The 23,339-nt window shown below is 64.5% G+C and carries 18 protein-coding genes; 9 read left to right on the plus strand and 9 right to left on the minus strand.

The features are described from left to right. Positions 1 to 34: 34 nt before the first annotated feature. The 4 genes from K9B35_RS02555 to K9B35_RS02570 all read right to left on the minus strand — a co-directional run bounded on the left by K9B35_RS02555 (position 35) and on the right by K9B35_RS02570 (position 6,927). Positions 35 to 1,006 carry an aminoglycoside phosphotransferase family protein gene (locus K9B35_RS02555; protein WP_224920498.1) on the minus strand — a complete coding sequence of 324 codons (972 nt, stop codon included), beginning with the start codon at positions 1,004 to 1,006 and terminating at the stop codon, positions 35 to 37. A gap of 14 nt (positions 1,007 to 1,020) precedes the next feature. Then, positions 1,021 to 1,476 carry a tRNA (adenosine(37)-N6)-threonylcarbamoyltransferase complex ATPase subunit type 1 TsaE gene (tsaE, locus tag K9B35_RS02560; RefSeq protein ID WP_224920231.1) on the minus strand — a complete coding sequence of 152 codons (456 nt, stop codon included), beginning with the start codon at positions 1,474 to 1,476 and terminating at the stop codon, positions 1,021 to 1,023. Next, a complete protein-coding gene (locus K9B35_RS02565) occupies positions 1,473 to 3,818 on the minus strand; it encodes a PAS-domain containing protein (protein ID WP_224920232.1) in 2,346 nt (781 codons plus the stop codon). The genes tsaE and K9B35_RS02565 overlap by 4 nt, the downstream gene beginning before the upstream one ends. A gap of 118 nt (positions 3,819 to 3,936) precedes the next feature. Then, positions 3,937 to 6,927 carry a TonB-dependent receptor plug domain-containing protein gene (locus K9B35_RS02570; protein ID WP_224920233.1) on the minus strand — a complete coding sequence of 997 codons (2,991 nt, stop codon included), beginning with the start codon at positions 6,925 to 6,927 and terminating at the stop codon, positions 3,937 to 3,939. Between the two features lie 303 nt (positions 6,928 to 7,230). Here K9B35_RS02570 and K9B35_RS02575 point away from each other — a divergent pair, with 303 nt between their 5' ends. From K9B35_RS02575 to K9B35_RS02585, 3 genes are all read left to right on the plus strand, one after another. Beyond that, a complete protein-coding gene (locus K9B35_RS02575; RefSeq protein ID WP_224920234.1) occupies positions 7,231 to 10,380 on the plus strand; it encodes a TonB-dependent receptor plug domain-containing protein in 3,150 nt (1,049 codons plus the stop codon). Positions 10,381 to 10,468: 88 nt separating this feature from the next. After that, on the plus strand, positions 10,469 to 11,254 hold the full coding sequence (locus K9B35_RS02580; RefSeq protein WP_224920235.1) for a hypothetical protein: 786 nt from the start codon (positions 10,469 to 10,471) through the stop codon (positions 11,252 to 11,254). A gap of 9 nt (positions 11,255 to 11,263) precedes the next feature. Then, positions 11,264 to 12,856: a tetratricopeptide repeat-containing sulfotransferase family protein gene (locus K9B35_RS02585; protein WP_224920236.1), complete on the plus strand. Its 1,593-nt coding sequence runs from the start codon at positions 11,264 to 11,266 to the stop codon at positions 12,854 to 12,856. Positions 12,857 to 12,920: 64 nt separating this feature from the next. Here K9B35_RS02585 and ahcY read toward each other — a convergent pair whose 3' ends face one another. From ahcY to K9B35_RS02600, 3 genes are all read right to left on the minus strand, one after another. Continuing rightward, positions 12,921 to 14,327, minus strand: coding sequence for an adenosylhomocysteinase (ahcY, locus tag K9B35_RS02590; RefSeq protein ID WP_224920237.1), 1,407 nt, complete (start codon positions 14,325 to 14,327; stop codon positions 12,921 to 12,923). Positions 14,328 to 14,451: 124 nt separating this feature from the next. Beyond that, complete coding sequence (locus tag K9B35_RS02595; protein ID WP_224920238.1) at positions 14,452 to 15,138, minus strand: GNAT family N-acetyltransferase; 687 nt, start codon at positions 15,136 to 15,138, stop codon at positions 14,452 to 14,454. Positions 15,139 to 15,196: 58 nt separating this feature from the next. Beyond that, positions 15,197 to 15,757: a YqgE/AlgH family protein gene (locus K9B35_RS02600; protein ID WP_224920239.1), complete on the minus strand. Its 561-nt coding sequence runs from the start codon at positions 15,755 to 15,757 to the stop codon at positions 15,197 to 15,199. Positions 15,758 to 15,865: 108 nt separating this feature from the next. Here K9B35_RS02600 and K9B35_RS02605 point away from each other — a divergent pair, with 108 nt between their 5' ends. The 4 genes from K9B35_RS02605 to K9B35_RS02620 all read left to right on the plus strand — a co-directional run bounded on the left by K9B35_RS02605 (position 15,866) and on the right by K9B35_RS02620 (position 19,025). Continuing rightward, positions 15,866 to 16,345, plus strand: a complete 480-nt coding sequence (locus K9B35_RS02605; protein WP_224920240.1) for a peroxiredoxin — start codon at positions 15,866 to 15,868, stop codon at positions 16,343 to 16,345. Between the two features lie 135 nt (positions 16,346 to 16,480). Continuing rightward, positions 16,481 to 16,735: a hypothetical protein gene (locus K9B35_RS02610; RefSeq protein ID WP_224920241.1), complete on the plus strand. Its 255-nt coding sequence runs from the start codon at positions 16,481 to 16,483 to the stop codon at positions 16,733 to 16,735. Between the two features lie 115 nt (positions 16,736 to 16,850). Then, the gene (locus tag K9B35_RS02615) at positions 16,851 to 18,287 is read left to right on the plus strand and encodes an AMP nucleosidase (RefSeq protein WP_224920242.1); all 1,437 of its coding nucleotides are present in this window, start codon (positions 16,851 to 16,853) and stop codon (positions 18,285 to 18,287) included. 87 nt (positions 18,288 to 18,374) lie between these two features. Next, positions 18,375 to 19,025 (plus strand): hypothetical protein, encoded by a 651-nt coding sequence (locus K9B35_RS02620; RefSeq protein WP_224920243.1) that lies wholly within the window; start codon positions 18,375 to 18,377, stop codon positions 19,023 to 19,025. A gap of 60 nt (positions 19,026 to 19,085) precedes the next feature. On the opposite strand, the gene K9B35_RS02625 is transcribed toward K9B35_RS02620, so the two are convergent. Then, positions 19,086 to 20,906, minus strand: coding sequence for a M2 family metallopeptidase (locus K9B35_RS02625; RefSeq protein ID WP_224920244.1), 1,821 nt, complete (start codon positions 20,904 to 20,906; stop codon positions 19,086 to 19,088). A 58-nt stretch (positions 20,907 to 20,964) separates the two neighbouring features. Next, positions 20,965 to 21,714 carry an alpha/beta fold hydrolase gene (locus K9B35_RS02630; protein ID WP_224920245.1) on the minus strand — a complete coding sequence of 250 codons (750 nt, stop codon included), beginning with the start codon at positions 21,712 to 21,714 and terminating at the stop codon, positions 20,965 to 20,967. A 129-nt stretch (positions 21,715 to 21,843) separates the two neighbouring features. Here K9B35_RS02630 and K9B35_RS02635 point away from each other — a divergent pair, with 129 nt between their 5' ends. Both K9B35_RS02635 and K9B35_RS02640 read left to right on the plus strand, forming a co-directional pair. Continuing rightward, positions 21,844 to 22,287, plus strand: a complete 444-nt coding sequence (locus tag K9B35_RS02635; protein ID WP_224920246.1) for a MarR family winged helix-turn-helix transcriptional regulator — start codon at positions 21,844 to 21,846, stop codon at positions 22,285 to 22,287. Then, a complete protein-coding gene (locus tag K9B35_RS02640) occupies positions 22,280 to 23,335 on the plus strand; it encodes an HlyD family secretion protein (protein ID WP_224920247.1) in 1,056 nt (351 codons plus the stop codon). The genes K9B35_RS02635 and K9B35_RS02640 overlap by 8 nt, the downstream gene beginning before the upstream one ends. The last annotated feature ends 4 nt before the right edge of the window (positions 23,336 to 23,339 follow it).

Raw genomic sequence — 23,339 nt, forward strand, 5'->3', positions numbered from 1 at the left:
GGGATCGGCCGGATCGCCAGCGTTTTCTTCGCGCTCACGCCTGCACCACCACCATCGGGTCGCCGCGCAGATGCGCCGGGATGTTCGAGTCGAACCACGCCTTCACCGGGGCCAGCGCCGGATGCTGAAGATCGCGCTCAAGATAGCCCCACACACGCGGACACAGCCCCGGATAACGCGGCTTGCCATCTCGCTGCCACAGCCGGGTGAAGATGCCGATGATCTTCGCGTTCCGCTGCGCGCCGAGCACATGATAGGCATCGACGAACGCCTGATCCGCGCCGGTGATGCGGCGATAGCGGTCGAGCATCGCCGCCTCCAGATCGGGGTGCACATCGCGCCGCGCGTCCTGCAACAGCGAGACGAGGTCGTATGCCGGATGCCCCGCCAGCGCGTCCTGGAAATCGAGCAGGCCCAGCGTCTCGCTGCCCTCGATCAGCATCAGGTTTTCGGCATGATAGTCGCGCAGCACCGTCACCCGCTGCCCCTGCAGCGTCGGGGCCAGCACCGCGTCCCACGCGGCGCGATAGCCCTCGACGTCCGCCTCGACCCCGATCGCCGGGCAATACCAATCGGTCAGCAACGCCGCCTCACGCTGGCACGTGTCAACGTCATAGGGGTCGATGTCCGCCGCCGCATGCCCGCGCAGGCGGATCAGCACGTCGATCGCGGCTTCATACAGCCGCAACTCGCTCTCGGGCGCGGCGTCCGCGGTCTCACGCAGCCGCGCGTCGCCGAAATCCTCGATCAGCACCAGCCCGGTGTCCAGGTCTTCACCATAGATGGTCGGCGCGGCGAACCCGCGGTCGGTCAGCCAGCGCGCGATCGAAATGAACGGACGCGGGTCCTCATGCGGCGGCGGCGCGTCCATCAGGATCGCGCTGCGCCCCGGCGCCTGCACCCGGAAATAGCGGCGGAACGATGCGTCCCCCGCCAGCGGCAGGATCTCCCCATCGCCCCAGCCAATCTCGGCCAGGAAATGCGGAGCCCGTGCGGGCGGGTTCATGTCGGGGGGCGAAATCACGCCGTCGCTTGCAGGGGCCATCGGTCCTTCCATGCCGCCGGTACCCGCGCTGTCAAGCCACGCGACCCATCGGCTTCGATCGTCAGTGTCAGCCACAGGGCATCCGCCCACCAGGCATCGGGCAACCGCTCGGGCCATTCGACCAGCAGCAGCGAATCGCCGCGCGCATCCTCCAGCCCCAGCTCTTCGGCCTCATCCGGATCGTCGATGCGGTAGAGGTCGACATGCAGCACAGGAAACGCGACCTCGGGCGGGTCATAGGGCTGCACGATCGCATAGCTCGGCGACGGCGCTTCAGCCTCCAGCCCCAGCGCCGCGAGCAGCCCGCGCGCAATGCTCGTTTTGCCCGCGCCCAGTTGCCCCGACAGTGCGATGACATCGCCCGGCCGCACTTGCGCCGCGAGCGCGCGCCCGAACGCCTGCGTCGCAGCAGCATCGGCGAGCGTGATCATGCGCGCGGCAGCTCCGCGACCACCATCGTCCCCTGCCCCGGTTCCGACACCAGCTCGATCGTCCCGCGATGCGCCTCGACGAACTGCTTGGCGATCGGCAGGCCGAGTTGCAGCGCGCGCTCGCCATTGCGGCTGATCCCGGCCTGCGCGAAACGGTCGAACGCCTTGGCGGCCACCGCCTCCGCCATGCCGGGGCCGTCATCCGACACGACGATCCGCGCGCGCTTGTCCGATCCGTCGATGTGCAGCAGCACCCGACCGCCCTCACCGGTACCGCTGACCGCGTGGCGCAGCAGGTTCTCGACGATCTGGCGGATACGCCGCGCATCGCCCTGGATGCTGCCAGCGCTCCCCTGAATCTCGACCGCCAGCTCGATCTTTTTGGTCTTGATCGACGGCTGGACATTCTCGACCGCAGCGCCCGCGACCAGTTCGAGATCGACCGCCTCCCGTGCCAGCGCGCCGCCATCGCGGGTCAGGTCGAGCACATCATCGACCAAATCGCCGAGCCGCCCGACCGACTCCAGGATCGCCCCCGAATACTCGACCGCCGTCTCCGGCAACGCCCCGGCATAGCCGTTATAGAGCATCTCGGCGAAGCCCTTGATCGACGTCAGCGGGGTGCGCAGCTCATAACTCATGCTGGCGACGAACGCGGTCTTGATCCGGTCCGCCGCCTCCAGCGCGTCATTGCGCTCACGCAGCGCATTCTCGATCCGCCGCCGGTCGGAAATGTCGAGCATCGTGAATAGCGCATTTCCATCGGGCAGCGGCACCGCCGCCACCTCGAAAATGCGGCCATCGGCAAAGTCGATCGACCCGCCGCGTTGCTGCCGCTCGACTGTCGCCGCACGCACCAGATCGCCGATCAGCGCCGCACGACCCGGCTTGGCGAGCTTGGCCGCTGCTTCCTTGGCCAGCGCATCGACCCGCGGATGCCCGGTGATGAACGCGTCCTCGAACCCCCAGGCCTGTTTGAACCGGTTGTTCCACAGCTGCAGCCGCCCGTCGGCGGAGAACACGCCCAGCCCTTCGAACAGATTGTCGAACGTCGCCGTCCGCACCCGCAGCAACGTGTCGCGCGCGCTCGCCAGCTGTACCTGCTCGGTCAGATCCTCGAAAATCGTCAGCAACCCGCCCTCTGGCAGCGGCTGGGCAACGACCCGCAGATGCGTGCCGCCGGGCAGCGTCCAGTTTTCCTCGCGCGCGCTCTCCGCCGCCAGAAACCATTCGCGCCGCTCATTCTTCCAACCCGGAAAGTCGCGCACCACCGGCAAGCGGTTGGCCTCGCGCATCCGCTCGAGGATGCGGTCGAACTCGGGCCGATCGGCGAGCCATTCGTTCTTCAGCTCGAAAATGCGCCGGAATGGCTGGTTGCAGAACACCAGTGCGCGATCCGGCCCGAACTGTGCCACGCCCGCCGACAGTCGATCGAACATCGCGCGTTGCGCCTCCGCCGCGCGCTTGATCCCGCCGCGGGCCTGCTCCAGTTCCTCGACATCCACGGCAAAGCCCGCGACCCCACCGGTCGGCAGCGGGACGTCATGGATGTGCAGCGTGCGCCGCTTGCCGCCGATCGTCGCGGGCAGCTTCACCATCTGCGGCGCGCCCACCTCACGCGCTTGCGCCGCGCTGGCGAGCGGCCCGCCCGGTGCCGAAGCATCGACCAGTTCGACACCCGAGGCGACGACCTGCTCGGCATCCTTGCCCTCGACCGCCTCGACATAGGCATTGTTGACCATCGCGATGCGCAGTTCGGGATCGCGATACCACATCGGCATCGGCGCGGATTGAATGAGGCCGGTCAACGCATCGAACGCGACGCGATAGCGATCGGCCTCCGCCGCAAAGCGCGCCACTTCCTCGCTCGGCTCGGTCGCGTCGAGGAACCACAACACCGCCCCACCCGGCGCGCGCACCGCATCGGGCGCACGGACGCCGGTTGCGAGCAAGGTCCGGCTCGCTCCGCGCACCGGCACGATCATCCGGAACGGCTTGCCCGCCCGCTGCGCCGCACTCACCTCCTGATCCAGCGCCCGCGCGTCCTCAGGCGCGAGCACCGCGTCATTATCGATCAGGTCGGAAAAATGGGCCGGCACCGCGTCGAACCCGAAGAGGTTGGCGAGCGCGATCGACAATTCGATCCGCCCATCCGCCCGCACGATCATCGCCAACGCCGGCGACCCCGCCGCCAGTGCAAGCAGCCGCGCATTCGCGTCGCTCAGCTGCCCCGCCCGCGACCGCGCGCGCAGACCAACAAACAGCATCGCCCCGCCAGCAGCAAGCAACAGGGCGAGCGCCGCGCCAGCGAGCGTCGCTGCGGTTTGGGAAATCTCGATCACGCGCGCACACCGCTAGTCATCTGCGCTCTCTAAGGCGAAGCGATTGCCAGCGCAAAGTGCTATCGATTGTCCGAAAAACAGATGGGGCCGGTCGCCCGGCCCCATCCTTATGCGATCATCAGAAGCCGGGGAGCGCGACCCGCGCACCGGCGTAGAAGTAACGGCCAATCTCCGAATAGGGATAAGCAATGCGAGCAACATCACCCTTCTCATCGGTGAAGTTGTTGACGCCCATGTAGAAGCTGTAGCGATCGTTGACAGAGAACGACGCCTGGAAATCATGCTCCCACTTTTCGCGGTACCAGAAGTACTGCGGATCGGCGATATCCGGATTCGCCCGAAGCTGATCCTCGCTGTAGCGACGCGTCTTGCTGAAATAGGCAAGACCGTAGTTCAGCGTGACCGGGCCCTTCGTCCAGGTCAGGTCGAAGTTGCCGCTATACTCCGGGGCAAAGTCCGTGAACTTGCTGTTTTCGGCATCCGCACCCGGCGTCGGGACGAACGTCAGCTTGTCCAGATAGTTACCCTGCAAACGCACGTTGAAGCGACCGATATTGCCCGCGTCAAACGCATAGTTCACCGTCACATCGAGGCCGGCCGTTTCAAATGCCGCGACATTCTCCGGGCGCACCAGATAGTCGCTGACATAACCGGTCGTCCCACTGCGCGTAATGTTCTGACAGTAGACGTTATCCAGCGATGGCTGATCGACGCACAGATCAACAAACTCCTGCGCCGTTGCCGTGCGCACCGCGTTTTCCAGACGGATGTCGTACCAGTCGGCGGTGATCGTCAGGCCGCGCAGGAACGACGGCTGAAGAACGAAGCCCGCGGTCCAGGTGCGCGCCGTCTCTTCGCCAAGATCGCGGTTGCCCCCGACGCGACCCGGAAGGCTGACCGTCGCGGTGGGGTCATCGACCGGATTGAACGCCGCGATCTGCGCCGGGGTGAGACCGGCGGCGGCAAGCGCGGCACTGCAGTTCGCCGCACGGAAGGACGTGCCCTCGGCAATGTTGGTCGGATCGCACGGATCATCGATGAACGAGAACGTCCCGTTCGTCGGCGCGAACAGCTCGGTGATGTTCGGCGCGCGGACGGCCTGCGAGTAAGTCCCGCGAATACGCAAGTCGCGAACCGGTGCGTAAATGCCGCTGAACGACCAGGTCGTGGTGCTGCCGACCGTCGAATAGTCGGACAGGCGCAGCGCCGCATTCAGTTCCAGGATATGTGCGAACGGCAGGTCGGCGAGCAGCGGCGCGCGCAGCTCCGCGAACGCTTCCTTGACGTCGAAGCTACCCCGCTCCGGCGAAATCTGCGCGATGTCCGCCAGTTCGCCGCGCTGCAGGAACGGATCCGACTCGAATTCGCTCGTTTCCTTGCGATACTCGCCGCCGATCGCAAACCCGACCGGACCGCCCGGCAGACGGAACAGCGCGCCGAAATCGCCGGTTACCGATCCGGAGACGACATTCTGGGTAACCTTGTAGCGGTTCAGCAAATCGACATTGATGAAGTCGAGCGCCGCCTGGCTCGCCACATTCTCGCCCAGCAGGTTCAGCGGACGGCATGCGCTGCCCGTGCCCGGGGTGAACGTGGTCGCTGGCGAATCGAAGTTGTTCGGATCGATGTTGCCCGCAGTGATCGTCGAACGACAAACAATCTGGCCCGAGACCGGATCACGCACCGCGTCGAGCGCCGCGAAATAGCGATCGGCAAGCCGATAATTGGTGCTCAGGAAGCTGCTCGACGTCTGTCCATAGGTATAGGACAGGTCGTACCGCGCATTGTCGGTGATCCGGCCTTCCGCGCCGATCACGCCACGCCACGTCTCGCGCTCGGTCGACTCGCCACGGACACCAAGATCGAAATTATCGCGCGACAGCAGTGCGCCGTTAGGCGCGCCCGCAGCACCGAAGCGCTCGATCAGATAGGCGTTGTCGGGCGCCAGATAGGTGAAGAAGTCGAAGCTGGGCTGCGCGACCGAGAAGCTTTCGGTGCGCGCATATTTGCCCTGGGCATAGATGCGCAGTGCATCGGACACTTCGAAGCTGGAAATCACGTTCACATTATGAACGCGGTTCTGCGGCTGCAGGTCCCCCTGATACCCGGCGAGCGGCGTGCTGCTCCCACCCTGGGTCAAACCACCGGAGCTGGGCAGCAGACGACCGCGGTCATACACCGCACCCGTGCCCGTAAAGTCGGGAATGCCATCAAGGTCGAGATCGACCGCGCCGTCGCGCGAGCTGTCGGCATAGCGAAGATTGTTCAGCAGGATGCGGTCATAAACCGTCGGCGAATCCGGGAAGTCATCCGGATTGCGGACCAGCCCGAACGTCTGCAGCGGATCGCCGCCCCGGGCGCGAGCGGAGGAGCTCAGGCGATCATCATCCGTGAATTCATAAGACAACGCGATATTGCCGCGGTCCCCGGCGAAGTTCTTGCCAACGGTGACCGATACGAAACGGTTGGCCGCGTCGCCGTCTTCCGAAATGCCCATCTGGCCACGGACGCGCACGCCCTCGAAATCCCGTTTCAGGATAAAGTTGACCACGCCCGACACGCCATCGGCGCCGTACACTGCCGACGCACCGCCGGTCTGGACGTCGACTCGCTCCAGCAAGTCCTTCGGGATCGTGTTGATATCAACCGATGCGGAACCCGGCAGGCCCGCGACATGGCGACGGCCGTCTACCAGCACCAGCGTACGGTCGGTGCCCAGATTGCGCAGGTTGAGAAGGTTGGTGCCGGTCGCACCAAAGCCGCTGGTCGAACCCGACTGGTCAGCGCTGGTGGTCGATCCGATCAGTGCCGGATTCTGGACCAGAAAGTCGGTGAGGTTGGTCCGCCCGGACTGTTCGACCGTCGCGGCGCTGAATGAGGTTACGGGATTGGGCGAGTTGATCTCGGGACGCGCGATACGCGATCCGGTGACGACAACGACCTCGTCATCCGACTGTTGGGTAGAGGTCGCAACATCGTCTGCCTGGGGCGAAGCAGTCTGGGTCGAACCGTCCTGAGCCAGCGCGGGGGCCATGCCCGCCAGCACCAGCGCGGCGACAGACACCGACTTATGATAGCCAGACCTGCTGGCGGATGGGAGGAAACGCATCGGTACAAATCCCTTTTACACACACGATTGGGTCCCCACCCTAAGTTCGCGATGCGTCATTTTATCCATTCTGCGCAACCCTCTGCGTCGATTTTCTCAGAATGTTGCCCCAGCGCCTCAGTTTCTGAGACGCCAAAGCGAGCGGCAAAATAGGCGACGTGACCACCTCACGCGCGTGGTGTTGCAGATTTGCTACAACCGTTCCGTAAAGCTAATGAAAATCGCGACTTGCTTACCCCGCACTTGCCTTCCTTTCGCATCGCAGCAACAAAAGTGCTTCAGCTGTGCAATAGGGGGCACAAAATGACTAAATCACGCTTTCGGAGCGCAACTGCGCTATGGACCCTTTCGATCGGGCTGGCGGTTACCGGCATAGCTCCAGCGTTCGCGCAAGACGCAACTGCTGAAGAACCCGAAGCGCCGACCACCGCTCAGGCGCCGGAGGCCTCGGAAGTCATCGTCACCGGCTCGCGTATCCGCGGCCTGACGCCATTCAACAGTCCCGACCCGATCAGCCAGATCGATCCTGAACTGGTTGCCAAGGAAGGCAAGACCGACATTGCCTCGATGCTGCAGAGCAGCCCGATCGCGGCCGGCTCGACCCAGATCACGTCGGCGATTTCGTCGAACTTCGTTACCAATGGCGGTCCTGGTGCGCAGACGATCGACCTTCGCGGCCTCGGCGCCAACCGCACGCTCGTTCTCCTCAACGGTCGCCGCGCCGGCCCGGCCGGCACGCGCGGCGGCGTGTCCTCGTTCGACCTGAACGTCCTGCCCGCCTCAATCGCTCAGGGCATCGACATCCTCAAGACCGGCGCGTCGTCGGTCTACGGTTCGGACGCAGTCGCCGGCGTGGTCAACATCACGACCAAGACCAACATCGAAGGCCTTGAGATTGCGGGCAACGTGTCTGCCCCGTTCGACGGCGGTGGTGAAAACTACCGCATCAACGCGATCTACGGGAAGAAGTGGGATACGGGTCACTTCCTGATCGGCGCCGACTATTGGCACCAGAACGAACTGACTCGCGGCGATCGCGATTATCTCGCCTGCCCCGAAGCCTACACGTTCCGTCCCGACGGCTCGCGCGCCGACCTGATCGATCCGCGCACCGGCAATTACGCGTGCGAAGACCTGCGCTGGGGCCACATCTGGACCTATAACCTGATCGACAACCTGCAGCTCGACGGACCGGGTGGTCCGAATACCGGGCGCAACACGTCGTTCAACGCTTCGACGGTCCTGCTGCAATACCAGTATCCGGGCGAATCCCTTGGGATCCCGGGCTATGGCGCCCCTGCTTATCCCGGCGATTTCACCGCTCCGGCCGGATGGTTCCCGACCGGCTACGACACCGCATCGCTGGCGGTGCAGAACGCCTATCACCCGTTCGTCGAGCAATCGACGATCATCCCGAAGAGCGACCTCTACACCGTATTCGCCGAAGGGTCGCAGGAGATCACCGACTCGATCGAATGGTTCGGCGAGTTCCTGTTCAACCGTCGCGAAACCTACCAGAACGGATGGCGCCAATTCTGGAGCTTTGGTTACACCGGCGACCTCTACGGCTACAATCCGGGCGGTAACGCGAATAACTATTGGGCAGGCGGCTTCGGCGGCGTGAACCTGATCAGCCCGACCGCGATCACCGATCAGAGCGATTCGAGCCAGAAGGTCGATTATTATCGCGGCGTCAGTGGCCTGCGCGGTTCGTTCGGCGCGTCCGACAACTGGAAGTGGGAAGTCTACGGCCAGTACAGCCGCAGCATCGGTCGCTATCGCTCGCAGCAGGTCCTGCAGGATGCCTATGACATCAGCACCCAGCAGGGCTTTGGTGTGATCGGTTCGTGCGTCGGCATGGTGACCCCAGTTTCGGGTCGCCAGTGCATCGATATCCCGTGGACCAACCCCTTCTTCCTGCGGGGTGAGCTCACCGATGCGCAGAAGGCGTACCTGTTCGACTGGGAAGAGGGTCGCACGCTCTATACCCAGTGGACCGGTGAAGGCGCGATCACTGGCGAACTGTTCAAGGTGCCGGGTGGCATGGTCGGCGTCGCGCTCGGCGCCGCGTTCCGCCGGGACGAGATCAACGACACGCCAGGCGAAATCACCCGCGCCGGCAACGCTTGGGGCGCATCGACCTCGGGGATCACCGCTGGCTCGACCAAGACCTGGGAAGCGTTCGGCGAAGTCAACGTCCCGCTGTTCAAGGACCTGCCGTTCATTCACGAACTGTCGCTTTCGGCCGCAGGGCGCGTGACGAACGTTACCTCGACGCGCACCTCCGACGGGTTCTCCGACAGCGACAACGGGAACTGGACCTACAAGTTCGGCGGCAACTGGGCGCCGACCGAGTGGCTTCGCTTCCGGAGCAGCTATGGCACCTCCTACCGCTCGCCGGCACTGTTCGAGCAGTTCCTGGCAAACGAAACGAGCTTCCAGGCCTCGCGTAACATCGATCCGTGCGCGGGCTACACCAATGGCTTCCTGACCGGCCGGATCAACCAGCGTCAGCGCGACAACTGCGTCGCGCAGGGTATTCCGACCAGCTATAACGGGTCGGGGGTGACGGCGACCGTTTCGTCACAGGGCGGCATCGGCAATCTCGAGGCGGAGACGTCGAAGGCGCTGGTCGTTGGTGGCGTGTTGACGCCCAAGTTCGGGTTCCTGGGCAGCCGCACGCGCATCAACATCGCGGTCGACTATTTCGACATCAAGGTGTCGGGCCAGGTCTCGCAGCTGGGCGCCGCGAGCATCATCTTCGGGTGCTATGACTCGGCCAGCTTCCCGACTGATCCGCTCTGCTCGCTCTTCACGCGCGGCCAGACCGGTGCACCGTTCAACATCAACACCGTGTCCGATCAGTATATCAACATCGCAAGCCAGCAGAGCAGCGGTGTCGACCTGACCGCCAATGTGCGCAGCGACCTCGGCTCGTGGGGCAATATCAGCTTCACCGCCGACATGACCTGGCAGACCCGCGACAACTTCCAGCTGCTCCCGACCTCGCCGTTGCAGACCGACAATGGCGAAGCCGGATCGCCGAAGTGGGTTGGCGACTTCCGCCTGACCTGGAACCTGCCGAGCAGCGGGACCACGCTGTTCTACAGCATGAACGTGATTGGGGGGACGTCGAACGTTGCCGAGTTCTTGGCGGACAATGGCGGCAATCCGTGCGTCAACGGGGATCGCGGAGACGGCGTGCCGGTCCGTGGCACCTATTGCCCCGATCTGACCACCAACGCGACCTTCTACCACAGCGCGTCGATCACGCAGGAAGTGGCGGACAAGTTCGAGATCACGTTGGGTGTCAGCAACCTGTTCAACACGCGCCCGCCGCGCGTGTCGGTCCTGAACGGTGGTCAGATCAGCATGCTCGGCCCGGTCGTCGCCGCGTCGCAGTACAGCTTCGTCGGACGCCGCGCGTTCATCAACGTCTCGGCAAAGTTCTGATCCGAGACATCACGGAAACGGGAACGGGCGTCATGGTGACATGTCGCCCGTTTCCTTTTTTGTGGACCGAAAGGAATTGGGCCGCGCAATGCCGCAAGTCCTCGTAACGCCCGACACGCTTGATGAAGCGAACCGCCAGTTCGATCAGGCGGAGCTATCGCAGCCGATTTTCCTGAACAGCCTGCCCAAAAGCGGCAGCCACCTGCTTCGCAACATCCTCAGAATGTTCGTTCCGGTAGCGCAGCAATATCAGGCCGATTTCATCCAGTGGCCGACGCTGCAGCGCCATCGCGCCGCCTTCGACCCGGCGGCACCCAAGCTCAGTTGGGGTCACCTTTTCTTCGCCGATGCCTCGGTTATCGAAACCGCATCGACGCGCCGCATCCTGCTGTATCGCGACCCCTATGACTGGGTGATCGCTCAAGCCCGCTTCTTTCTGTCCGAACAATTCAGCGGCAATGTCGAATTCCTGAAGTCCGGCGCGCTCGGCGTTGACGAGTTGCTGACCATGATGATCTTCGGAATTCCCGGCAAGCAACCTTCATTGCATGCGATGTACGAGCTGAATGTCGCGGCCTGGTTTGGCTCGCACGTTTACCCGGTAAAGTTCGAGGACCTCGTCGCGCACGCCAAGGCGCCGGAAACCGACGCTGCGGCTTCCTTCTTTTCGGCACTGCTGAACGCATGCGGCATCGCGATGCCTGCTGACTGGCAGATGCGTGTCCGCACCGGGGCCAATCCCGCACAAAGCGGAACGGCACGCGACAATCTGACCGGGATCATCAAGCAGTTGCCCGATACGCTGGGCGATCGTCACCGGGCGCTGGTCGATTTCAACGCGCCGGGCCTTCGCGCCCTGCTCGGTTATGCGTAGGCTGACTGAATGAACCACGCCGACACCGTTTCGTCCCGCCCCGCCCTCGCCCGCGCTCGCACGCTGCTCGCTGCGGAAAAGCCCGAGGCAGCGGCGCGCGAGGTGATGGACCATCTGCGACGCTATCCGCGCGATGCGGATGCGCTGACCATGCTGGGGTCGATTGCCAACAGGCTCGGCGCGCTCGAACAGGCGCAGCAATTCCTGCGCCAGGCGATCGCGTTCGGTGCCACGGGGCCAGACGCACGACGTGAGTTGGCGGCCGTCTACAATCAACAGCAGCGCCCGGTCGAGGCTCTGGCACTGATGGAGGCGCTGGAGCAGGAGCTGTCGGATATTTCCATATCCTCCGCACGGAGCGCGCTACTCGACAAGCTGGGACGTCATGACGAGGCGCTTGCGCTTCAACAGCAGTTGGTGAACCAGGCCGGTGACACCCAGCCCAGCCTGCTGATCCCGCTCGGCCATATTCTTCGCGCGATGGGGCGTGTTGACGAGGCGGTAGCCGCCTACCGGCGCGCGGCCGAAGCCGACTATGAATTTGGCGAAGCGTGGTGGAGTCTCGCCAGCATCAAGCGCAAGGTGCTGACCGATCAGAATCTGGACCTCATCGCGCGTGGCATCGAGATCGCGATCGACCCGCGCAACAGCGCGCCGCTGCACTTCGCGATGGCCAAGGCGCTGCACGACCGGGGTCGCTACGCCGAAGCCTTCGCCCATTATACCAAGGGCAATGATCAGCGCGCCGCGAGCCTGCAATATGACCCGGCCGAGCTGACCGACGAAATTAGCGAGATCAAGCGGACGATCGACGCCGATTTCATTGCACGCATGCCACAGGCGCCAGTGGGCGACGGTTCGGTGCCGATCTTCATCGTCAGCCTGCCGCGGTCGGGTTCCACCCTACTCGAACAGATGTTGGGCAGCCACCCTGAGCTCGAAGCGGTCGGCGAACTGCCTTATGGCCCCGCGATCCTGCGCTCGGCGATCGAACTGGCGACACGGCGTGGCCCGATGACCGTGCCGCAACTGACCCGCAATCTGACCGACGATCAGGCGCGCGTGCTCGGCGAAGACTATCTGCGGCGTGCTGCCGAGCATCGCCGTACCGACAGCCGGTTTTTCATCGACAAGTTGCCGCACAACTGGAGCAACCTGCTCTTCCTGAAGCGCATCCTGCCTCAGGCACGTTTCCTCGACATTCGACGCGATGCGATGGATTGCTGCTTCTCGAACTACACCCAGCTATTCTCGAGCGCGCACGCATCTTCGTTCGACCTGCGGCATATCGGGCGCAGCTATGTCGATTATGTGCGCCTGATGGATCACATCGACGCGACAGCCCCCGGTCTCGTCCACCATATCGACTATGCGGCAATGGTTGATGATCCCGAGCCGCAATTGCGCCCTGCCCTTGCCTATCTCGGGCTCGACTGGACGCCATCGATCCTGGATTTCCACACGCTCGATCGCGTGGTCCGCACACCCAGCAGCGAGCAGGTGCGCCGCCCGCTCAACCGCGACGGTTTCGACATCTGGCGCCCCTATTCTGAATGGCTCGCGCCGCTACGCGAAGAGCTCGGCGCACTCGCCGGCGCCTGACTGCAAAAAGGGGCGCTCCCGATACCGGAAGCGCCCCCCTTTTCTGTTTCAGCCTGACCGCCGCTTAGTAGCGGTAGTGATCCGGCTTGTACGGACCCTGGACCGGAACGCCGATGTAATCGGCCTGCTTCTGGCTCAGCTTGGTCAGCTTGACGCCCAGCTTCTCCAGATGGAGCGCCGCGACCTTCTCGTCGAGATGCTTGGGCAGGACGTACACGTCGTTCTTGTACTTGTCCGCGCCGGTCCACAGTTCGATCTGCGCCAGCACCTGGTTGGTGAACGACGTCGACATCACGAACGACGGATGGCCGGTCGCGTTGCCCAGGTTCACCAGACGGCCCTTGGACAGGATGATGATCTTCTTGCCATCGGGGAACTCGACCTCGTCGACCTGCGGCTTGATCTCGGTCCACTTCATGTTGTTGAGGCCAGCGATCTCGATCTCGCTGTCGAAGTGACCGATGTTCGACACGATCGCCATGTTCTTCATCGCGCGCATGTGATCGACGGTCAGCACGCCTTCGTTGCCGGTCGCGGTGACGAAGATGTCGGCGCGGGTCGCCGCCTCTTCCATCGTCACGACTTCAAAGCCTTCCATCGCCGCCTGCAGTGCGCAGATCGGATCGACTTCGGTGACCAGCACGCGCGCGCCGCCATTGCGGAGCGACTGCGCCGAACCCTTGCCGACATCGCCGAAGCCGGCGACGCAGGCGACCTTGCCGGCGAGCATGACGTCGGTCGCGCGACGGATCGCGTCGACCAGCGATTCCTTGCAACCATAGAGGTTGTCGAACTTCGACTTGGTCACGCTGTCGTTGACGTTGATCGCCGGGAAGGGAAGCTTGCCCTTCTTCGACAGCTCATACAGGCGATGCACGCCGGTGGTGGTCTCCTCCGACACGCCCTTGATCGCGGCGACGGTCTTGGTGAGGTAGCCCGGACGATCGGCCAGGAAGCGCTTGAGCGTCGCGACGAAGATCTCTTCTTCCTCGTTCGACGGGGTGAACAGCTCTTCACCCGCCTCAACGCGCGCGCCCCACAGCGCGAACATGGTGGCGTCACCGCCATCGTCGAGGATCAGGTTGCAGGTCGTGTCCGTGCCCCAGTCGAAGATGCGGATCACGTAATCCCAATATTCCTCAAGCGTCTCGCCCTTGATGGCGAACACCGGGATGCCGGCGGCGGCAATCGCGGCGGCGGCATGGTCCTGGGTCGAATAGATGTTGCAGGTCGCCCAGCGCACGTCGGCGCCCAGCTCGACCAGCGTCTCGATCAGCACGGCGGTCTGGATCGTCATGTGCAGCGAACCGGTGATGCGCGCACCCTTGAGCGGCTTGCTCGCGCCGAATTCCTCGCGCAGCGCCATCAGGCCCGGCATTTCGGTTTCGGCGATGTCGATTTCCTTGCGACCGAAATCGGCGAGGCTGATATCCTGAATGACGTAATCGGTCTTGTCGAGCGCGGTGGCCACGATCTTTCTCCGGCTAATGAACGGTGTCGCCGCAGCATGCCCGCGGCTCTGCGCGCGCCCCTAGCCGATCAGCGCACGATGCGCAAATGAAACATAAAGATATCTTTATATGTCCTTCACGAAGTTATGGCGCATCGCGTACCAATATGGGTGCGCGGATCTCCGTCCGGATGCGGAACCCCATTGCTTCATAGAGCGCGACGGTGCGGAGGTTGCTGGCGTAGCAATGCAGGAATGGCGTCTCGCCACGCGCCAGAATTGCGTGAGCAACATGGCGCGTCAGATGCCCGGCCAGCCCGCGACCGCGCCAGTCGGGGGCAGTGCACACCGCGCTGATCTCGGCATAGCCCGGCATCCGCATCCGCTCACCCGCCATCGCAATCAGTTGTCCATCGACGCGCACGCCGACAAAGCCGCCGAGGCGATGGCTGTGCCGGGCATATGGTCCCGGCTCGGTGCGCATCGCCAGCGCAAACATCTCATCACCATCAGCTTCGCCCAGCGGCGCGATCACCGGCGGCGCGCGGTCGGCGGCGACCAAGGTATCGAGGACCATCTGCACCGCCAGCCCCTCACGCACCACCCGCGTTCCCAGCGGCGCAGGCGCGGGCTGCCGCTCGACCAGCCACAACTCGCCATCCTCCGGCACGAGGTCAGCAAGCGCGGCCAGGCTCTCGGGCGAGTCATCGGCCGCTGCCCCGAACAGGCCGACTGCACGGTCGATCCGCAAAGCGGCGGGACTGCCTTCGGCCAAGTGGGTCCACCCGCTCGTCAGCGCAAACCAGATTGGGCGATCAAGGAGGTGGCTCATGCCCCGCTCCTGCCCTGTCCCACGCCTGCTGTCAGCCTGATAGGTGCGAGCAATGGGATCAGGCCGTCCCAGCGCCGCTCGACAACAGCCGTGGATCGATGCCGGCGCGGGCGAAGCTGCGTTCCCAGCGGCGATCGGCAGTGTTCTCGTACAGCAGCGCCGCGTCGCCCGGAACGTTGAACCATCCGTGCCGCGTCATCTCTTCGTCGAGCTGCCCCTCCGCCCAACCAGCATAGCCAAGCGCGACGATCCAGCGCGACGGGCCGGTACCTTCGGCAATGGCCCGCAGCACGTCGACGGTCCCCGACAGCGCCCAGCGCCCGGCGACATCGATCGTGTCCTGTCCGCCCCAATCGGTCGAATGCAGCACAAAGCCGCGTCGCGGCTCGACCGGACCGCCATAGTGAACTGGCGCATCCGGCGCGGCGCCCGGATCGATCTCGAACTGGCCGAGCAGTTCGTGAAAGCTCAGCCCTTCGATCTCATGGCCGATCCCGACGCCCAGCGCGCCCTGATCGTCATGCGCGCACATCGCAATCACCGCGCGCTCGAACCGCGGATCGCCGATCCCGGGCAAGGCGAGCAGGATCTGCCCGGTCAGAAAGCTGCTATCGTCCATCGCGCGCCAACATAGGCGCACGGCTTGCGCTCCGCCACGCTTGAAAATCCCGACAACCATGCCACTTGGACGGCAAGCCGCAGTTCCGCGGAGTGAGAGGAAAACCAGATGACGATCCAGATCGGCGAACGCATTCCCAGCACCACCTTCGTCAAGGCGACCGAAAGCGGGCCTGAGCAGGTCAGCTCGGACGAATATTTCGCGGGCCGCAAGGTCGCGCTGTTCTCGGTCCCGGGCGCGTTCACCCCGACCTGCTCGGCGCGTCACCTGCCCGGCTATGTCGAGAAGGCCGAAGAGCTGAAGGCGAAGGGCGTCGACGAAATCGCGTGCACTGCTGTCAATGACGCGTTCGTGATGGGCGCCTGGGCGAAGGGCGCCGATGCCGGCGACATCGCCATGCTTTCGGACGGCAATGGTGCCTTTGCCAAGGCGGTCGGCCTCGAGTTCGATGGCAGCAAGTTCGGGATGGGCACGCGCGGCCAGCGTTATTCGATGCTGATCAACGACGGCGTGGTCGAACAGCTTCACGTCGAAGCACCGGGCGAGTTCAAGGTCAGCTCGGCCGAGCATCTGCTTGAGAATCTCTGACGCCATCCGGTCTTGCCCGGATTGACGATCAACCGGGATCGGAAGACTAACCGTTTCAGTCGCGCGCCGGTTTCCCGTTGACGGTGGAACCGGTGTGCGGCGAAGCTGTTGTCACTGTGGAAGGGAGACCCCGAAATGACCACCGAGACCAAGCCCGCCGCCACTCCGGCGACGACCGAAACCGCCAGCGAGGACACGCTGTTCAGCCAGGCCAAGGAAGCACTTTCCGACGCCGGTGAGACGATCGGCGACGTCGTCGACGATCTTGTGGAAGCGGCCAAGAAGAACCCCGTCGCGACCGCCGCGATTGCCGCAGGCGCGGCCGCCGCAGTGGCGGGTGCCGCATTCGGCATCAGCAAGCTGCTCGACAAGGACGACGACGCGAAGTGACGCTTTGCGGCACGTCGATCCCCGCGATCGGCGTGCCGCGAAAGCGACCGCGTCTCCGTCGTCCGCTACCCCATCGAGTCTTGCCAATGTCATCGCGGCAAATTAGCCGTTGAAGATGACACAAGCAGAAACAATCGTCGCCGAACTGGATCGGCTGCACACCGCCTCCGTCACCCGCCTGCGTGAGGCCCTCGATCTCTATCTGACCCAGGGGATCGCCCCGGATCCGCAGCACCGTCACGACGGCAGCTTCGCCTATCCCGAAATCCGCGTCCGCTACCGCAACGAGGTCGATCGCCCGACCCCGGCGCGCAGCTTTGGCCGCCTTGTCGAGCCCGGCGACTATGCAATCAGCGTCACTCGCCCCGCGATGTTCGCCGATTATCTGATCGAGCAGCTGACCCTGCTGATCGAGGATTATGACGTCGAGGTCACCGCGACCACCGGGCGTCAGGAAATCCCCTTCCCCTATGTCATCGACCCTAGCCATGTGCTGAAGATGGATCAGGTGTCGGTGCTCGAACTCGCGCGGCATTTCCCCGCGACTGAGCTCGCGCATATCGGCGACGAGATCGCCGATGGCAGCTGGATCAGCCAGGATGGCACCCGCCCGCTCGCGCTGTTCGACGCGCTGCGCACCGATTTCAGCCTCGCGCGGCTGCGCCACTATACCGGCACGCCGACCGAGCATGTCCAGCAGTACATCCTGTTCACCAACTATCACCGCTATGTCGATGAATTCGTCAGCTGGGCGGCGGAGCAGGTTGGCGAAGGCAGCCGCTTTACCGGCGTGTCCGGGCCGGGCGGCATGATTTTCAAGGCCGGCGACGACCCCGAAATGCTGCTGACCGACAGCGCGTGGCGGCGGCACCAGATGCCGGCATGGCATCTGATGGCTGAGGACGGCAGCGGGATCACGCTGGTGAACATCGGCGTCGGCCCGTCCAATGCGAAGACGATCACCGACCACCTCGCCGTGCTGCGGCCCGAGGCGTGGCTGATGATCGGCCATTGCGGCGGCCTGCGCCCCAGCCAGCGCATCGGCGACTATGTCCTCGCCCACGCCTATCTGCGCGACGATCATGTGCTCGACGACGTGCTGCCGCCCGAAATCCCGATCCCCGCCATCGCCGAAGTGCAGCAGGCGCTGGCCCGCGCCGCCGAGACGGTATCGGGCCAGTCGGGCGACGAACTCAAGCGCCGCCTGCGCACCGGGACGATCGTCACCACCGACGATCGCAACTGGGAACTGCGCTTCTCGCGTTCGGCGCTGCGTTTCTCGCTCAGCCGTGCGGTCGGCGTGGACATGGAGAGCGCGACGCTCGCCGCACAGGGCTATCGCTTCCGCGTCCCCTACGGCACGCTGCTGTGCGTGTCGGACAAGCCGCTGCATGGCGAGCTGAAGCTCCCGGGCCAGGCCAACCGCTTCTACGAGCGCGCGATTGCCGAGCATTTGAAGATCGGGATCGAAGCCTGCGAGCAACTGCGGCGCGAGGGCGCCAAACTCCACAGTCGCAAGCTGCGCGCGTTCAACGAGCCGCCCTTCCGGTAAGTTCGGGGCGAACGCGCGCTTTTCATTGACGCGGGAAACCGATTTGCCTCAGGTTGGTTACAGACACGAAACCACTGGAGTTGCGTGATGGCGAAAGCCCCGACCACATCGAACGACGCCGACACCCCGACCGAAGCCAAGGCCGCTGCCAAGCCGCGCAAGGCGGCAGCGAAGCCTGCGGCCAAGGCGGGGGACGCGAAGGAAGCCGCCCCGGCCAAGGCGCCGGCGAAGGCCAAGGCTCCCGCGAAGCCCAAGGCTCCACCAAAGCCTAAGGTCGCGCCCAAGCCAGCCGCTGAAGCGCCCGTAGCGATCGAAAAACCTGCGACGCCAGCCAAGGCCCCCGCGCGCAAGCCGGCCGCCGCCAAGGCTCCGGCCCCCGCCGACAAGGCACCGCCCCCACGCCGCTCCGCCGCGACGCGCAAGCCGGCTGCGAGCGCCAAGCCACGCGCATCGACGCGCAAGACTGCCACCAGCAGCCGCCCGCGCGCCGCGGTCGAGGCTGCCGCAGCCAAGGTCTCGTCGGCAGCCCAGAGTGCCGCGCAGACCGTGACAGAATCCGCCCCCGTGCAGTTCGTTGCGGAAACGCGCGAGAAAATGGGCGATCGCAACTTCTTCGCGACCGTGATCGGAGGTGTCGCCGCGATCGGCGCAGCGGTCGCGGGGATCTTTTACGCGGTGCAAAAGGGTCAGGGTGGCCCGAACGACGCCGACAAGTCGAAGGACAAGCCGGCTAAGTAAGCCACGCTCCCTCGCCATCGAGAAAGGGCCGCCGCGAGATCCTCGCGGCGGCCCTTTTCGTTACCAGCCGGTCGGCTTGCCCTTGTTCTGCTCGTCGAGCCACGTCTTCAGCGGCGCGAAATATTCGACCATCGCCGCACCCGACATCTCGCGGCTGCCGGTGAACGCCTCGAGCGCGTCGGGCCACGGCTTTGACGCGCCCATCTCCAGCATCGCGTTCAGCTTCGCGCCGACCTCCTTATTGTCATAGAAGGAACAACGGTGGAGCGGCCCCTTCCAGCCGGCCTGGTCGCACGCCGCCTTGTAGAACTGGAACTGCAGCAAACGCGCGAGGAAGTAGCGGGTGTACGGCACGTTCGCCGGGATGTGATATTTCGCACCCGGATCGAACTTGGTCTCATCGCGCTTCACCGGCGGGGTAATCCCCTGATATTGCAGCCGCAACGCGTCCCATGCGCCCTGATAGCCGGTCGCCGGGATGCCGCCCGAAAACACGCCCCAGCGCCATTTGTCGATCAGCAGGCCGAACGGCAGGAACGCGACCTTGTCCATCGCCTGACGCAGCAACAGCCCGGTGTCCTTGTCCGCGCTCGGCACCTTGCTCTGGTCGAGCAGCCCGATCGAGACGAGGTAATCCGGCGTGATCGACAACGCGACGAAATCGCCGATCGCCTCGTGGAAGCCATCATTGGCACCGTTGCGGTACAGCAACGGCTTCTTGTTATAGGCGCGCTGGTAGTAGTTGTGGCCCAGCTCATGGTGGATCGTGGTGAAATCGTCGCCATTCACCTTGATGCACATCTTGATGCGCAGATCATCGACATTGTCGAGATTCCACGCCGACGCATGGCACTGCACCTCGCGGTCGGCGGGCTTCACGAACTGCGAGCGCTTCCAGAACGTCTCCGGCATCGGCTCAAGCCCGAGCGATGAGTAGAAGCCCTCGCCGGTCCTGACCATCTTGATCGCATCATAGTCCTTGGCGACCAGCAATTCGCCGACGTCAAAGCCAAGATCGCCCGACCCCGCCGGCGCGACGACGTCATAGATATTGCCCCATTCCTGCGCCCACATATTGCCGAGCAAATCGGCGCGGATCGGGCCGGTCTTGGACTGAACCGCGTCGCCATATTTCTCGTTAAGCTTCCAGCGGACATAGGTGTGCAGCGACTCATAAAGCGGCTTCACCTCGTTCCACAATTTGTCGGTGAGCTTCGCGAACTCCTCCGGCGGCATGTCGTAATTCGACCGCCACATCGCGCCGACATCCTTGAACCCCAGCTCGCGCGCGCCTTCGTTCAACAGGCCGGCGGAGCGCTGGTAATCCTGACGCTGCGGCGCGCCGACACCATCGTGCCAGCTGGTCCACATTTCCTTCAATTCATCGGGGTTGCGGCTGGTGCCCATCGCCGCCTCGATGTCGCTGCCGTTGAGCGGCTTGCCGTTCAGCGTGCCCTTGCCGGTGCCATAGACGGTCTGCATGTCGGTCTGCAGCTTGGCGAGCGCCGACGCCGCACCGTCCCGGGTCGGCGCGGGCGAGGTGATCGCGCTGCGCAGGATGTCGAGCTGGCGCTTGGTGTCAGGCGACAGGCCCTTCGCCTTGTCATATTTCGCCGCTTCCAGCGCGTACTTCACCGCCAATTCGGTACCCTTGGCACCGCTCTTGGCGACCAGCGCCGACGTGTCGTCGTTGATATAGGTCGCATAGAGCCACTGAATGCGTGCATCGTCGATCGAGAACTCCTCGAACTCCTTGGTCGCACGCGTCACGAATGCGTCGGCTTCAGCCGCCGTCGGGGTCGCCGCCTTCTGGCTCTGCGCAGCGGCCGGGGCCGCCAGCAACACGGCAAGCGCGATCGTCGAAATTCCGGTGCGGATCATCAATCCCTCGATTGGTTGAATGTGGATGGGGGAAGAGTGCGCCTGCCCTCCGATGGGGTCAAGCAGTCAGAAATGTTACGATCGCGTCGCCAAGCTCAGGCCGCGTCACCGCGCTCATGTGATTGCCCGGGATTTCAACGAAACGCGCATCGGGCAGCATTGCGGTGAGGCCGGTGAACGACCCGACTTCGTCATCCTCTGCCCCGGCGACAACCAGCACCGGCACGTCGAGCATTGCCACGGCTTCGGGCGGCGTATCGACAAAGGTGTCGAGGATACCGAGCAGCGCCTTCGGGTCGCCTCCGGTGGTCTTCAGGAACGCCTGCGCCATGAACTCCCGGTCCCCGCGCACGAAGCTGCCAAAACCGGTCAGCACGCTGCGGAAATGGCCGACGCGACGCCCGGTATCGGTCACGCCCTCATCGCCCAGCCCGGACAGGATCACACGGCGGGGCGCGGGAGCAGTCCCGCGCGCCAGCACCCGCACGGTCGTCCGCGCGCCAAGCGAATAGCCGCCCAGATCATAGTCGGTTAACCCCAGATGCGCGATCAGCGCCTCCGCATCCTGCGCCAGTGCGTCGGGCGGATAAGCGGACGGATCGTGCGGCTTCGCACTCTCCCCATGCGCGCGCAGGTCCGGCATGATGACCCGAAAGCCCGCCGCGACCAGCTTTTCGGCGGTGCCATATTTGATCCAGTTGGTCTCCGCGTCGGAGAAGAAGCCGTGGATCAGCACCACCGCTCGCCCCTCGCCCATCTCGCGCCAGGCCAGCCGCTGGCCATCGAACGTCTCAAAAGTCTCGGTCATGCCAACCCTGATGCACCGAATTGGCCACGCGCGAAAGCCGCGCCGGTTGCGTTGCGTGCAATCGCATAAGTCGCAGATCGCAACCTATATCGCTGGCTTTCTATAAGCATGCTTATTATATCGCCGCTTATGACCGACTCACTCGGATTTCTGATCAGCGATGTGTCCCGCCTGCTCCGCAAGCGCTTCGACGAACGCGCGCGGCTCATCGGCGTAACCCGCCAGCAATGGCGCACGCTCAGCGTGCTCAAACGGCATGAGGGCAGCAATCAGGGCATGCTCGCCGAACTGCTCGAGGTCGAACCGATCACGCTCGGCCGCATGATCGACCGGCTGGAGGAGGCTGGCTGGGTCGAGCGCCGTCGCGATCCGGGCGACCGCCGCGTCTGGCGCATCCATCTGACCGACGCCGCCCAGCCGATCCTGCTCCAGCTCAAGACCATCGCCGACGCGCTGTTCGTCGATGCCGCCGTGGGGATCAGCGCCGATGATCAGACCCAGCTCCACGCGCTGCTCGAACAGCTCCGCGCCAATCTCAACCCCGACCAGTCCAACGAGGCCGCCAATGGCTGAAGCCGATCCCCGCATCGAAACCGCGGCCACGCCCGCGCTCGCGGAAAAGCCGCGCCGCAAGCTGCTCCGCCCGCTGCTGATGTTCGGCGTGCCGCTGCTGGTGATCATCGCCGCCGCGATCGGCTGGGCGATGTCGGGCGGGACCGTCTCGACCGACAATGCCTATGTCCAGCAGGACAAGGTGTCGGTCGCCAGCGACGTCGCGGGGCGGATTGTTGAGGTGGCGGTGAAGGAGAACCAGACCGTCAAGGCCGGCGACCTGTTGTTCCGCATCGATCCCGAACCCTATCGCATCGCGCTGGCGCAGGCGGACGCCGCGATCGCCAATGCGCAGGTTCAGGTGACGACGATGCAGGCCAGCTATGTCGGTACCGGCGCCGATATCCAGGCCGCGCGCGACCGCATCGCCTCTGCGCAGGAGGATTATAATCGGCAAAAGGCGCTGATGGACCGCGGCTTCACCACCCGCGCGCGGTTCGAACAGGCCCAGCATTCGGTCGAACAGGCGCGCGCAAGCTATCAGAGCGCGGTTGCCGATGCCGACGAAGCGCGCGCCAAGCTGTCCAGCGGCAGCGCGGTGCCCGGCGTCAATCCGGCCATTGCCGCAGCGCGCGCCCAACGCGCCAAGGCGCTGCTCGACCTCGAACGCACCGCCCGCCGCGCACCGGTCGATGGCGTGGTCAGCCAGGCCGACCGGCTTCAGGTGGGGCAAATGATGATGTCGGGCCTGCCCGCCGTGACGCTCGTCCGATCGAGCGGATCGTGGATCGAGGCGAATTTCAAGGAAACCGACCTTGCCGACATGCGCGTCGGCCAGCCCGCCGAGGTCCGCTTCGACGCCTATCCGGGCCTGAAGCTGAAAGGGCATGTCGCATCGATCGGATCGCAGACAGGCTCCGAAACCTCGGTGCTTCCCGCCCAGAACGCCAACGGCAACTGGGTCAAGGTCACCCAGCGCGTCCCCGTCCGCATCGCGATCGACGAAAAGAGCCAGCGCCAGCTGATCGCCGGCCTCTCCGCCGAAGTGACCGTGGACACGAGCAAGTAAGCTG

Source organism: Sphingomonas sp. R647 (assembly GCF_020177055.1).
Classification (GTDB): domain Bacteria; phylum Pseudomonadota; class Alphaproteobacteria; order Sphingomonadales; family Sphingomonadaceae; genus Sphingomonas.

Coding starts and splice junctions, on each gene's coding strand:
- K9B35_RS02555 (WP_224920498.1), bottom strand. CDS start 1,006: ATGAACCCGCCCGCACGGGCTCCGCATTTCCTGGCCGAGATTGGCTGG.
- tsaE (WP_224920231.1), bottom strand. CDS start 1,476: ATGATCACGCTCGCCGATGCTGCTGCGACGCAGGCGTTCGGGCGCGCG.
- K9B35_RS02570 (WP_224920233.1), bottom strand. CDS start 6,927: ATGCGTTTCCTCCCATCCGCCAGCAGGTCTGGCTATCATAAGTCGGTG.
- K9B35_RS02575 (WP_224920234.1), top strand. CDS start 7,231: ATGACTAAATCACGCTTTCGGAGCGCAACTGCGCTATGGACCCTTTCG.
- K9B35_RS02580 (WP_224920235.1), top strand. CDS start 10,469: ATGCCGCAAGTCCTCGTAACGCCCGACACGCTTGATGAAGCGAACCGC.
- K9B35_RS02585 (WP_224920236.1), top strand. CDS start 11,264: ATGAACCACGCCGACACCGTTTCGTCCCGCCCCGCCCTCGCCCGCGCT.
- K9B35_RS02595 (WP_224920238.1), bottom strand. CDS start 15,138: ATGAGCCACCTCCTTGATCGCCCAATCTGGTTTGCGCTGACGAGCGGG.
- K9B35_RS02600 (WP_224920239.1), bottom strand. CDS start 15,757: ATGGACGATAGCAGCTTTCTGACCGGGCAGATCCTGCTCGCCTTGCCC.
- K9B35_RS02605 (WP_224920240.1), top strand. CDS start 15,866: ATGACGATCCAGATCGGCGAACGCATTCCCAGCACCACCTTCGTCAAG.
- K9B35_RS02610 (WP_224920241.1), top strand. CDS start 16,481: ATGACCACCGAGACCAAGCCCGCCGCCACTCCGGCGACGACCGAAACC.
- K9B35_RS02615 (WP_224920242.1), top strand. CDS start 16,851: ATGACACAAGCAGAAACAATCGTCGCCGAACTGGATCGGCTGCACACC.
- K9B35_RS02620 (WP_224920243.1), top strand. CDS start 18,375: ATGGCGAAAGCCCCGACCACATCGAACGACGCCGACACCCCGACCGAA.
- K9B35_RS02625 (WP_224920244.1), bottom strand. CDS start 20,906: ATGATCCGCACCGGAATTTCGACGATCGCGCTTGCCGTGTTGCTGGCG.
- K9B35_RS02630 (WP_224920245.1), bottom strand. CDS start 21,714: ATGACCGAGACTTTTGAGACGTTCGATGGCCAGCGGCTGGCCTGGCGC.
- K9B35_RS02635 (WP_224920246.1), top strand. CDS start 21,844: ATGACCGACTCACTCGGATTTCTGATCAGCGATGTGTCCCGCCTGCTC.
- K9B35_RS02640 (WP_224920247.1), top strand. CDS start 22,280: ATGGCTGAAGCCGATCCCCGCATCGAAACCGCGGCCACGCCCGCGCTC.